Source organism: Bradyrhizobium sp. Ken51, from assembly GCF_055807435.1.
The window spans coordinates 331,061-343,428 of the sequence record NZ_JBVVPB010000004.1; the positions used below are offsets into that span (position 1 = coordinate 331,061).

10 protein-coding genes are annotated in these 12,368 nt (G+C 65.9%); 7 read left to right on the top strand and 3 right to left on the bottom strand.

All coding sequences use genetic code 11. The annotated features are described in order from the left end of the window. Positions 1–173: 173 nt before the first annotated feature. The 4 genes from AC0L27_RS10985 to AC0L27_RS11000 all read left to right on the top strand — a co-directional run bounded on the left by AC0L27_RS10985 (position 174) and on the right by AC0L27_RS11000 (position 5,130). Positions 174–2,510 (top strand): Tex family protein, encoded by a 2,337-nt coding sequence (locus AC0L27_RS10985; RefSeq protein WP_354208045.1) that lies wholly within the window; start codon positions 174–176, stop codon positions 2,508–2,510. Between the two features lie 317 nt (positions 2,511–2,827). Then, positions 2,828–3,280: a hypothetical protein gene (locus tag AC0L27_RS10990; RefSeq protein WP_354208043.1), complete on the top strand. Its 453-nt coding sequence runs from the start codon at positions 2,828–2,830 to the stop codon at positions 3,278–3,280. Positions 3,281–3,377: 97 nt separating this feature from the next. Next, positions 3,378–4,070: a response regulator transcription factor gene (locus AC0L27_RS10995; protein ID WP_354208041.1), complete on the top strand. Its 693-nt coding sequence runs from the start codon at positions 3,378–3,380 to the stop codon at positions 4,068–4,070. Next, the gene (locus AC0L27_RS11000) at positions 4,057–5,130 is read left to right on the top strand and encodes a sensor histidine kinase (protein WP_354208039.1); all 1,074 of its coding nucleotides are present in this window, start codon (positions 4,057–4,059) and stop codon (positions 5,128–5,130) included. The genes AC0L27_RS10995 and AC0L27_RS11000 overlap by 14 nt, the downstream gene beginning before the upstream one ends. On the opposite strand, the gene AC0L27_RS11005 is transcribed toward AC0L27_RS11000, so the two are convergent. Together AC0L27_RS11005 and AC0L27_RS11010 are read right to left on the bottom strand one after the other, a co-directional pair. Further along, entirely contained in the window at positions 5,127–5,498 is a 372-nt protein-coding gene (locus tag AC0L27_RS11005; RefSeq protein WP_275173615.1) for a response regulator transcription factor, read from the bottom strand. The two genes, AC0L27_RS11000 and AC0L27_RS11005, sit on opposite strands and share 4 nt — an antisense overlap. Continuing rightward, the gene (locus AC0L27_RS11010) at positions 5,495–6,361 is read right to left on the bottom strand and encodes a S1C family serine protease (RefSeq protein WP_275173616.1); all 867 of its coding nucleotides are present in this window, start codon (positions 6,359–6,361) and stop codon (positions 5,495–5,497) included. Before AC0L27_RS11010 ends, AC0L27_RS11005 begins: the two co-directional genes overlap by 4 nt. Before the next feature lie 212 nt (positions 6,362–6,573). Between AC0L27_RS11010 and AC0L27_RS11015 the strand changes: the two genes are divergently transcribed. From AC0L27_RS11015 to AC0L27_RS11025, 3 genes are all read left to right on the top strand, one after another. Continuing rightward, positions 6,574–7,539, top strand: coding sequence for a VOC family protein (locus tag AC0L27_RS11015; protein ID WP_473318927.1), 966 nt, complete (start codon positions 6,574–6,576; stop codon positions 7,537–7,539). Positions 7,540–7,603: 64 nt separating this feature from the next. Then, a complete protein-coding gene (locus AC0L27_RS11020) occupies positions 7,604–8,479 on the top strand; it encodes a dihydrodipicolinate synthase family protein (RefSeq protein ID WP_354208034.1) in 876 nt (291 codons plus the stop codon). A 143-nt stretch (positions 8,480–8,622) separates the two neighbouring features. Then, positions 8,623–10,944 (top strand): xanthine dehydrogenase family protein molybdopterin-binding subunit, encoded by a 2,322-nt coding sequence (locus AC0L27_RS11025; RefSeq protein WP_473318930.1) that lies wholly within the window; start codon positions 8,623–8,625, stop codon positions 10,942–10,944. 218 nt (positions 10,945–11,162) lie between these two features. Here AC0L27_RS11025 and AC0L27_RS11030 read toward each other — a convergent pair whose 3' ends face one another. Continuing rightward, positions 11,163–12,359 (bottom strand): acyl-CoA dehydrogenase family protein, encoded by a 1,197-nt coding sequence (locus AC0L27_RS11030; protein WP_354255094.1) that lies wholly within the window; start codon positions 12,357–12,359, stop codon positions 11,163–11,165. Between the last annotated feature and the right edge of the window lie 9 nt (positions 12,360–12,368).

The window sequence follows — 12,368 nt, forward strand, 5'->3', positions numbered from 1 at the left end:
GTCGTCTTCCCACGCTCCCACGATTGTGGCGAGATCGCATCGGCCCGACAAAAAATCCCCTGTCGACGGTCGTCCGCCGCACCTTGATGAATCAGCCCCGAATGGTCCATAAGCGGCGTCCCGCAGCCGGTGGTTCGCCTCCGCGATGCGTGCTTGGTTAGAGAGGTTCTCGCGTGGCAAATATCAACCAGAAAATTGCGCAGGAGCTTGGGGTTCGGGCGGAGCAGGTCGAGGCGACAGTGGCGCTGCTCGACGGCGGCGCCACGGTTCCCTTCATCGCCCGCTACCGCAAGGAAGCGACCGGTGCGCTCGACGACGCGCAATTGCGCACGCTCGAGGAGCGCCTGGGTTACCTGCGCGAGCTCGAAGACCGCCGCAAGGCCATCCTCGAATCGGTCCGCGATCAGGGCAAGCTCGATGCCGCGCTGGAAGCCTCCATTCTCGCCGCCGACAGCAAGGCACGCCTCGAAGACATCTATCTGCCGTTCAAGCCGAAGCGCCGCACCAAGGCCGAGATCGCCAAGGAAGCCGGCCTCGAGCCGCTCGCCAATCAGCTCATGGCCGAGCCCACCAACGATCCGAAGGTCGTTGCCGAAGCCTTCGTCAATGCCGAGAAGGGCGTTGCCGATGCCGCTGCAGCACTCGACGGTGCCCGCGCCATCCTGGTCGAGCGTTTCGACGAAGACGCCGACCTGATCGGTGCGCTTCGCGAGGAGGTGTGGACCAATGCGCGCATGACATCCAAGGTGCGCGACGGCAAGAAAACCGAGGGCGAAAAGTTTGCCGATTATTTCGAGTTCTCCGAGCCGCTGACGAAGCTGCCCTCGCACCGCATCCTCGCGATGTTCCGCGGCGAGAAGGAAGAGATCCTCGATCTTCAGATCCAGGCCGAGACCGAAGCATCGCCGCCGGGCGTGCCGAGTGTCTATGAGCTGAAGATCATGAAGCGGTTCGGCATCGCCGACCTCAAGCGCGCCGGCGACCGCTGGATGATCGACACCGTGCGCTGGGCCTGGCGCACCAAGATCCAGGTGCATCTCAACATCGACCTGCGCATGCGGCTGTGGAATGCGGCCGAGACCGAGGCCGTGCGCGTGTTTGCCTCGAACCTGCGCGACTTGCTGCTCGCGGCGCCAGCCGGCACCCGTGTCACCATGGGTCTCGATCCCGGCTTCCGCACCGGCGTCAAGGTTGCCGTCACCGACGCGACCGGCAAGGTGGTGGATACCGCCGTGATCTATCCGCACGAGCCGCAGCGGCAGTGGAACGAGGCGCTGGCGATCCTCGGCAAGCTCGCGCTGAAACATCGCGTCGAGCTGATCGCGATCGGCAACGGCACCGCCTCGCGCGAGACCGACAAGCTCGCGGCCGATCTCGTCAAGGGTCTGCCCGACTTGAAGATGACCAAGATCGTGGTGTCGGAAGCCGGCGCTTCGGTCTATTCGGCCTCGGCTTTCGCCTCGGAGGAGTTGCCGGGCCTCGACGTCACCCTGCGCGGCGCAGTGTCGATCGCGCGGCGGCTCCAGGATCCGCTGGCCGAGCTGGTCAAGATCGAACCCAAGGCGATCGGCGTCGGCCAGTACCAGCACGACCTCGGCCAGGCCAAGCTTGCCAAATCGCTCGACGCCGTGGTCGAAGACTGCGTGAATGCCGTCGGCGTCGACGTCAACACCGCGTCCGCTCCGCTGCTCGCGCGCGTGTCGGGTGTCGGCTCCGGCCTGGCCTCGAGCATCGTGGCACACCGCGACGCCAACGGTCCGTTCAAGTCGCGCAAGGCGCTGAAGGAGGTGCCGCGGCTCGGCCCCAAGGCGTTCGAGCAGTGCGCCGGCTTCCTGCGCATCCTCGGCGGCGAGGACCCGCTCGACGCCTCCGGCGTGCATCCGGAAGCCTATCCGGTGGTGCGCCGGATCCTCAGCGCGACCAAGAGCGACATCAAGGCGCTGATCGGCAGCAGCGACATCGTTCGCACGCTGAAGCCGAAAGACTTTGTGGACGAGACGTTTGGTCTGCCGACCGTCACCGACATCCTGCGCGAGCTCGAGAAGCCCGGCCGCGACCCGCGCCCGGCGTTCAAGGCCGCAGTGTTCATGGACGGCGTCGAGGAGATCAAGCACCTCAAGAAGGGCATGATCCTCGAGGGCACCGTGACCAACGTCGCCGCGTTCGGCGCCTTCGTCGATATCGGCGTGCACCAGGACGGCCTCGTGCACATCTCGGCGATGTCCAAGACCTACATCAAGGATCCGCGCGAGGTGGTGAAACCCGGCGACATCGTCAAGGTGAAGGTGCTGGACTTCGAGGTCGCGCGCAAGCGCATCTCGCTGACGCTCCGGCTCGACGACGAGGTCGGCGCCAAGAAGGACGCGCCCGGCATGCAGCGGGACAACAGCCCACGCAACCCCTCCCGCATGACCTCGTCGGCCCCGCGCCAGCAGGAGTCTTCCGGCGGCGGCGCGCTCGCCGAAGCGCTGCGCCGCGCGGCCGAGAAGAACGGCGGCAAGCGGGCGTAGGTACTTAAGCCCTCCCCGCTCTTCTGCGGGGAGAGGTCGGATCGTCTCCGTACGTTGAGCTGCTCAACCAGCGGAGAGTTCTCTCCACGTCGTCATTGCGAGCGCAGCGAAGCAATCCAGACTGCCTCCGCCCGGACAGTCTGGATTGCTTCGTCGCAAGGGCTCCTCGCAATGACGAGGAGAGAGCGCGGGTCCGTCTCCCTGACTTCCGCGTCAGAATCTGGCGCGTTTGTAAGTTGAAGGTGCCTGTCACTTCCTCTCATCTGATCCTTCTCGCGCGGCCGACGTGTCGCCCGCGCAGCACGGAGGATGCTTCGATGGACAACCGGCTTCTCAAAGGCCTCACCGCGGCGACGATCGCAGCGGTGATGGCGCTCGCTTCACCGGTGCTTGCCAGAGGTGGCGGCGGTGGCGGTCATGGCGGATTCGGCGGCGGCGGGCATTTCGGCGGTGGTGGGCATTTCGGCGGCGGCATGCACGCCGGTGGCTTCGGCGGGATGCATGTCGGCGGAATGGGCGGCGCGCGCTTTGCCCATGTTGGCGGACCAGGCTTCGGCGGGGCGCGTTTCGCGCACGGCGCGATCGGACCACGCTTTGCCGGTGCCGGCTGGCACGGCCATCACGCCTTCTTGCACCACCATCACTTCCGTCGTTTCGCCGTCTTCGGCGCGCCCTATTACTATGCCGGCTACAATGACGGCTGCTGGCGCAGGAGCTTGACGCCCTATGGGTGGCAATGGGTCAATGTGTGCGGAGACAGTTGGTACTAGCATCGCCGTACCGCACCATTGTCGCGATCGTCATCGGGCGGTTCCGCTCAGCCCCGGAACGGGATAGTCTGGTGACGATCGTCGCGCGGAGTTTGTCATGACCGGAGCTCACCGCCGCATTCTGGTCGTCGAGGACGATGCGGAAACCGCAGGCCAGCTCGTCGAAGAGCTGACGATTTCCGGCTACGACGTCGATCTCGCCGCCACCGGGCGCGAAGCCCTCAGCCACGGCGCCGCGCGCGACTATGCCGTGATCACCATCGACCGCATGCTGCCCGACATCGACGGCATCACCGTGATGCGCCAGTTGCGCGACGACGGCATCGCCGCGCCATTCCTGATCATCTCGGCGCTGGGCGAAGTCGACGACCGCGTGCGCGGCTTGCGCGCCGGCGGCGATGATTATCTCGTCAAGCCGTTCTCCTTCACCGAATTGCTGGCGCGGCTGGAGGCACTCGGCCGGCGCAGCGACACCGTTGCCAAGGAGACGATCCTGCGGGTCGGCGATCTCGCCATCGACCTGATTGCACGCAGCGCCAGCCGCCGCGCCAGGAAGATTCCGCTATTGCCGCGGGAATTCCAGCTGCTCGAATATCTGGTCCGCAACGAGGGCCGCGTCGTTTCGCGTGCGATGCTGCTCCAGCACGTCTGGGATTTGCACTTCGATCCGTCCACGAACATCATCGACGTCTATGTCGGGCGCGTCCGTCGCAAGGTCGATGATGCCCAGGCCTATCCGCTGATCCACACCATCCGCGGCATCGGATATTGTCTCCGTGCTCCTGGCTAAAACGCTCCGCTCCTCGACCTTCCGCCTTGCGCTGATCGCGATCGGAACGTTCGGGCTGATCGTCGCGGCGATCATGACCTATGTCTATTTCGGCACGATCGCCTATGTGCAGAGCCGGGTCGGCGACGCCGGCGATCACAGCGGCTTCACCGCGATGATCGAGCTCGCAATGGCTGTGGTAGCCGTGCTGATGCTGGTGCTCGCCGGGCTCGCCGCGGTGCTGGTGACGCGCCGCACGGTCGGGCGAATCGAGGAGATCAACGCCACCAGCCGCGCCATCATGATGTCCGGCCTCGACCAGCGCATTCCCTTGCGCGGCAGTCACGACGAGTGGGACCGCGTCGCCGAAAACCTCAACCAGATGCTCGATCGCATCGAGACTTTGATGGGCGAGGTCAAGCAGGTCAGCGACAACGTCGCTCATGATTTGCGTACGCCGCTGACGCGCATGCGCGGCCGGCTGGAAAAGGCCTATCACGCCCCTCGCAATGGCGAAACCGACGCAGCGCTGATCGGCGACACCATCGCGGATCTCGACGCCGTGCTCGGCATGTTTGCCTCCATCACCCGCATCTCGGAGATCGAGACCCGCGCCCGCCGCAGCGCGTTTCGCACCCTCAATCTCGCCGAGATCGCCGGCGAGGTCGTCGAGCTCTACGATGCCGCCGCCGAACAGGTCGCGACGCGGCTCAGCCTGGGCGGCGACCGCGAGGTGGCGATTATTGGCGATCGCGACCTCCTGTTCGACGCCATCGCCAATCTCGTCGACAACGCGATCAAGCACGGCTGCCAAGGCGGGCAGGTGACCGTCACCTGCCGCAGTGCCAACGAGGCGGCAGTGATCGCGATCGCCGACGATGGTCCGGGCATTCCGGCGGATCAGCGCGATCACGTGTTCAAGCGCTTCTACCGGCTCGAGCAGAGCCGCTACACCCCGGGTAACGGTCTTGGCCTGAGTCTGGTCGCGGCAGTTGCCGGCCTCCATGGCGCCGAGATTGCCCTGCACGACAACGCGCCGGGCCTGACGGTCCAGCTCAGCTTCCCGCCGCACCCGTCTTAGAGTTCGATCACGCCGCGGCGGGCCGCATGTGCCACCGCATCGGTGCGGCCGGTGGCATCGAGCTTGTCGAGCAGCGAGCCGACGTGGAATTTCACGGTATGCACGGAAATGTTGAGCTGACGCGCGATCATCTTGTTGGAGCCACCTTCCGCCATCAGTGCCAGCACGTCGAGCTCGCGCTGCGTCAGCGCGATATCGTCGGGCATGATGCGCGGATCGCGAGTGACAATCGTCGCGGCGGCCTTCTCGCCGGGGTTGGCGAGGCGAAGTCCGGCGATATTGCCGAGCAGAGCCGCGAGGCGATCGGCGAGGGCGGGATCGTCGATCTCCAGGGACAGCACGATCTCGGGCGCGATGTCCTCGCTCACGCCTCGGGCCTCTCGCCGACCGTGACCTTGAAGCTGACCGGTTCGCCGCCGCGGTGCGCGGTCACGTCGACGACCGCGCCCACGCTCGCCGGACCGAGCGTCCGCGACAGCGCACGTACGCCGGACAGCTTCTGGTCGTTGACCGCGACGATGACGTCGCCCTGGCGGATGCCGGCCGCGGCCGAAGGTCCGGCCTTGTCGACATTCATCACCATCGCGCCGACGCCGTCGTCGAGCCGCACCGGCTGCAGTCCGAGACCGAGATATCCGCGTGCGATGTGGCCGCGGGCCTCTAATTGTGCCGCGACCCGTTCGATCGTCGCCGTCGGGATCACCAGCACACGCCTCGGGCCGAGCACAGCCATGCCGAAGGAGTCGCCCGATGCATCGAGCGCGAGGCCGCCCTGCTGGCTGGAGCGCAAGCGGACGTCGAGCTCGATCCGCGCGTCGATGTCGCCGCCGCGCAAGGAGCGCCAGCTCTTGCCTGAGGCCGATACCATCCCGAGCGTGGCGCTCGGCGCATCGCGGTTGGTGGCGACGACGACCGACAACGCGCCCAGGGGCGGCACAATTGTGGACAGCTTGACTGGGGTCATCGCAGTATCGGCGCGCAACAGTGCGATATCCGTCGTATGGTCGCGACCCGCGATCGTGGCAGCCGCGGTGCTGCCGTCGGGGAGGCCGATCTCGACGTCGCCCTCGTCGGCCAAGGCCTCGTCGGCGGTGACGATCAGGCCGGGTTTCCAGACGAAGCCAGTGGCGCGGGAGCGATGCGAATGCACGGCGACGACGGACGGCGCAGTGCGCGCCACCACATCTGCGAGTGCGGACGACAGCGAGGTCAGGGGAGTTGAGTCGGTCATAGCAGGCTCCTGTAAGCTGTCCTCAATCTGGGATGTCGCGGGCAATTGCGAAACTGGCCGGATGGCCAGGAAAATGACCATGAAAGTGACCGGGAAAGCTGGTCCGTAAGACCACGGCCGACGAACATGTGATTGGGAGCCGCTCACGGCAACGTGTAGCAATCAAGAAATTGCGCCGCACGGCCCTAAACGTTTCCAGCGAGCCCTGACCGATGACCATCGACCTGACCCGCCGTACCCTGCTTCAACTCGCCGGCGCCAGCTCGCTTGCAATGGCAGCCGCAGGCGCGGCGCGCGCCGAGGGCGCACCACAGGGCGGTGGGCCGACCTACGCCAGCCGCACGCCGATGCGGGTCGGCATGGTGACGCTCCGGGTGAAGAATCTCGACAAGGTCGCCGAGTACTATCGCGACGTGATCGGCCTTACCGTCTTGGAGCGCTCTGCGAGCGCCGCCAAGCTTGGCACAGCCGGTATCACGCTGCTGGTGCTGGAGGCCGGTCCTAACGCTGAGATCGAGCCGCGCAATGCCGCCGGCCTCTACCATACCGCGTTCTTGATGCCGACACGCAAGGACCTCGCTCGCTGGCTGGTAGCAGCCGCCTCGCATCGTGTGCCGCTGTCGGGCTTTGCCGATCACCTCGTCAGCGAATCCGTCTATCTCGACGATCCCGAAGGCAACGGCATCGAGGTCTATGCGGACCGCGATCCCGCGCAATGGCAGTGGAGCGAGGGCAGCGTGAAGATGGCGTCCGACGAGCTCAACATTCCCGACCTGCTGTCGCTGACCAATACGCGCGTGCCTGATTATGCCAAGGCGCCGGACGGTCTGCGCATCGGCCACATCCATCTGCGCGTCGGCGACCTCGCGCAGGCCGAGCGCTTCTATCACGGTGCCATCGGCCTGGACCCGACCCGCAGCCGCAACGGTGCCGCGTTCCTGTCGTCGGGCCGCTATCACCATCACCTCGGCATGAACGTCTGGCAGAGCCAGGGTGCCGGCCAACGCGACGATCAGGCAACGGGGCTCGCCTGGTTTTCGCTGGTGACGGAGAAGCCGGACCTGCTTGCAGCGCAGGACGAGCGCCTGCGCAAGGGCGGCGCGAAAGTCACCGCGCTGGCGAATGGCGTGGAGGCGATCGATCCCTGGGGCACGCGGGTGCGGCTGATCAGGGTTTGATCGCCGGCGCGAGCGTTGATAATACCGGTCTGGCGCTGGGCAGTTTCCGGGATTCACATCTGACATGTCCGATTTTCGCGGCGTCTTCCCCTATCTCGTCTCGCCCGTCGACGCCGACGGCGCGGTGCGGACGAATGTGCTCGCAAAACTCTGCGACGATCTGATCGGCGCCGGCGTCCAAGGTCTGACCCCGCTCGGCTCGACCGGCGAGTTCGCCTATCTCAATGCCGCCCAACGCACCGCGGTCGTGCAGACCACGATCGAGGCGGCCAAGGGGCGTGTGCCTGTTGTCGCGGGCGTGGCCTCCACCTCGACGGCGGACGCGGTGGCGCAGGCGAAAGCGTATCAGAAGCTCGGCGCCGACGGCATTCTGGCGATCCTGGAAGCGTATTTCCCGCTCGCCGATGCCCAAATAGAATCCTATTTCCGCGCCATAGCGGATGCCGTGGACATCCCTGTCGTCATCTACACCAATCCGCAATTCCAGCGCTCCGATCTCACCCTCGACACCATCGCGCGCCTCGCCGAACACCCGCGCATCGGCTACATCAAGGACGCCTCGACCAACACCGGCCGGCTGCTCTCGATCATGAACCGCTGCGGAGATGCCTTGCGGGTGTTCTCGGCCTCCGCCCACATTCCAGCCGCGGTGATGCTGATCGGCGGGCTCGGCTGGATGGCGGGCCCGGCCTGCATCATCCCGCGCCAGAGCGTCGCGCTCTACGACCTCTGCAAGGCCGGCCGCTGGGATGAGGCGATGGCGCTCCAGCGTAGGCTGTGGCGCATCAACGAGGCCTTTGCCCGCTTCAACCTGGCGGCCTGCATCAAGGCCGGATTGGCCATCCAGGGTTACGATGTCGGCGATCCCGTCCCGCCGCAGGCCGCTCTCACCGCCGATGCGCGCAAGGTGGTGGAAGCGGCCTTGCGGGAGCTTGGCTAGCCGTCCATAGGACGGCTTCGCTTGCGCTCGCCTATGCCCGGCATGACGAAATCGTGGATATACCGCCTAAAACCGCGGCTGGCCTCGCATGCCTCGATCCGCTAAAAGGCAGCCGCTTTTGAGACATTAAGGGACCCCACGGAATGAACATTCTTCCCGGCAATTTGCGTTTCGGAGCGGGGCAGCCCGTCAAGCGTTTGGAAGACCAGCGACTGCTCACCGGGAAGGGGCAGTTCATCGACGACAAGCCGGAAGATGGCGCGCTGTGGTTGTATCTGCTGCGCTCGCCCCATGCCCACGCGAAGATCGTCTCGATCGACACTGGCGCTGCCACTGCGATGCCCGGCGTGACCGCGGTCTACACCGGCGCCGACCTCGTCAAGGACGACATCGGCGTCATTCCGACGCTTAGCATCTTCAAGCGCCCCGACGGCAAGCCGATGACGGTGCCGCCACGTCGCCTGCTGGCGCACGACATCGTGCGCTACGCCGGCGAGGCCGTGGCCGCCGTGGTGGCCTCCTCGCGCGCCGACGCGCAGAGCGCGGCTGAAGCGATCGTGGTCGAATATGACGTGCAGCCGGCGGTGGTCGATCCTGTCGAAGCGGTCAAGCCCGGCGCGCCCGTGGTGTGGCCGGAGGCCCCCGACAACATCGTCGGCGCGATGGCTTACGGCGATGCAGCCAAGGTGGACGAGGCTTTTGCCAAGGCGGCGCATACCGTCGAGCTCGATCTCGTCAGCCAGCGCCTGGTGCCCTCGGCCATGGAGCCGCGCTCGACCATTGCCGAGATCGACAAGAAGACCGGCCGCCTTCTGCTGCATGTGCAGTCGCAGACGCCGGCCTCGACCCGGGACGTGCTGGCCGAGGCCGTGCTGAAGCGTCCCAAGGACAGCGTTCGCGTGCTGGTCGGCGATATCGGCGGCGGCTTTGGCCAGAAGACCAACCTCTATCCCGAGGACGGCATCGTCGCTTATGCCGCGACCAAGCTGAACAAGAAGATCCGCTGGCGCGGCGACCGCACCGACGAATTCGTCGGCGGCACCCATGGCCGCGATCTTACCTCGACCGCTTCCTTCGCGCTCGACGAGAAGGGCAAGGTGCTGGCCTATCGCGTCAGCTCGATCGGCTGTACCGGCGCGTATTCCTCGGGCGCGGCCAACATCATTCCGCTGGTGCTGGGGCCATTCGTGCAGACCGGCGTCTACGATTTGCCGCTGGTGCATTTCGAGGTGAAGTCGGTGATGACCCACACCGCACCCGTCGGCGCCTATCGCGGTGCGGGACGCCCGGAGGCCGTGTTCATCGTCGAGCGCCTCTTCGACGCGGCCGCGCGGAAAATCGGCATGGATCCGCGCGCGATCCGGAAAGCCAACTACATCAAGCCGGCGCAGCTGCCCTACACCAATGCTGCCGGGCAGGTTTACGATTCCGGCGCCTTCGCGCACATGCTCGATCGTGCCGTGAAGCTCGCCGACTGGGACGGCTTTGCCGCGCGCAAGAAGGCGGCGAAGAAGAAGGGCCTGCTCTACGGCCGCGGCCTCACCTCCTATATCGAATGGACTGGTGGCCGCGCCCACACCGAGAAGGTCAGCCTGCACGCGACGTCGGAAGGCCGCGTCATCCTGCATTCCGGCACCATGGCGATGGGGCAGGGATTGCAGACCACCTACACCCAGATGCTCTCCGACACGCTGGGCATTGCCATGGACAAGATCGACGTGGTCCAGGGCGACACGGATCTGGCGACGGGCTTTGGCAGCGTCGGATCGCGTTCGCTGTTCGTCGGCGGCACGGCGGTCGCGGTCTCCTCCAACGATCTGATCCAGAAGGCACGGGAGAAGGCAGCGAACGTGCTGGAGACCTCGATCGAGGACATCGAATATCAAGGCGGCATGCTCACCGTGGTCGGCACCGACCGCCGTATCAGCCTGTTCGACATTGCCGAGAAAGAAGGCGGCGCGAAACTCAGCGTCGATTCCGAAGGCGAGGTCGACGGTCCGAGCTGGCCGAACGGCACCCATATCTGCGAGGTCGAGATCGATCCGGAGACCGGCGTCTCCAAGGTCGTGCGCTACACGACCGTCGACGACGTCGGTGTCGCCGTGAACCCGATGCTGGTCACCGGCCAGATCCATGGCGGTGTCGCGCAAGGCATCGGCCAGGCGCTGTACGAAGGCGTCTCCTACGATGCCGACGGTCAGCTCCTCACCGCGAGCTATCAGGACTACTGCATCCCGCGCGCCGACGACGTTCCGCCGATCGTGGTGACGCTGGACGGTTCAGCGCCCTGCCGCACCAATCCGCTCGGCGCCAAGGGCTGCGGCGAATCCGGCGCCATCGGCGGTCCCCCCTGCGTCACCAACGGCGTGATGGATGCGCTCGCCGAACTCGGCATCACCCAGCTCAACACGCCCCTGACGCCGCAGAAGATCTGGCAGGCGATCAGGGACGCGAAGGTAGGGTAAGCGTAGCCCGCGCTGTGGCGGCGATTTCCGCTGTCGTCCCGGCCTAGTGCGCAATTGCGCACGGGGGGCCCGGACCCATAGCCACCGAGTCCAATTTGGCGACGGCTGGTGGTGACCAGCTTCGCGCTACCACTTCGTCACGACGTATGGGTCCCGGCCCCCTGTGCGCAATTGCGCACCAGGCCGGGACGACAGCGAGTGTGTAGCGCCAGTGCCCCTTAAATCCCCAGCATCATCTTCGCGATAATATCGCGCTGGATCTCCGAGGTGCCGCCGAAGATCGTATAGGCGCGGCCGTTGAGATATTCCGGTACCACCGTCAGCATCTCCTCCGGCATCGGCGGCTCATGGTTGAGCCTGTAGAGCGGGCGCATCGGCTCGACCGCGAGGGCGTCGTGGCCGATCACGTCGGCGCCGAGCCGCGTCACGGCCTGCCGGATCTCGCTATTGCGCAGCTTCAGGATCGACGACACCGCACCGGGATTCTGTCCGGTCTGCAATGCCGACAGCACGCGCAGCTCGGTCATCTCCAGCGCGTCGATGTCGACCTCGACCTCGGAGATGCGCGTCGCGATATCGAGGCTGTCGATCGCGCGCCCCGTCAGGTCGGACTCGGCGAGATCCGCGATCGCCTTCAGCCCCTCGCGCAATTTTGCGGAGGCGATGCCGGAGCCGCGTTCGAATTCGAGCAGATATTTGCCGTAGGTCCAGCCCTTGCCTTCCTCGCCGACGCGGTTGGCCACGGGCACCCGCACGTCGTCGAAGAATACCTGGTTGACCTCGTGGTCGCCGCCGATGGTGAGGATGGGGCGGGTCGTGATGCCCGGTGTCTTCATGTCGATCAGGATGAAGCTGATGCCATCCTGCTGCCGCGGGCCGTCGCTGGTGCGCACCAGCGCGAACATGCGGTTGGCGTGGTGGGCATGCGTGGTCCAGATCTTGGTGCCGTTGATGATGTAGTCGTCGCCATCGCGCACCGCGCGCGTCTTCAGCGAGGAGAGATCGGAGCCGGAGCCCGGCTCGGAATAGCCCTGGCACCAATAATCCTCGCCGGAGAGAATGCGCGGCAGGTAGAAGTTCTTCTGCTCAGGCGAGCCGAAGCCGATGATGACGGGGCCGACCATCTTCACGCCCATCACGTTGACGTTGGGCACGCCGGCCCGCGCACTTTCGGTCTCGAAAATCCAGCGCTGCGCCGGCGTCCAGTCGGGACCGCCATGCTCGACCGGCCAGCCCGGCGCGCCCCAGCCCTGCTTGTGCAGCGTGCGCTGCCAGGCCATGCCGATATCGGGGTCGGAGAACACCGACGGCGTCAGCGCAGTCGCGCGCTTCATCTCTTCGGTGAGATTTTTGGCAATGAAGCCGCGCACCTCGTCCTGGAAGGCGCGCTCCTCGGCATTGAACGACAGGTCCATGATGCGGTC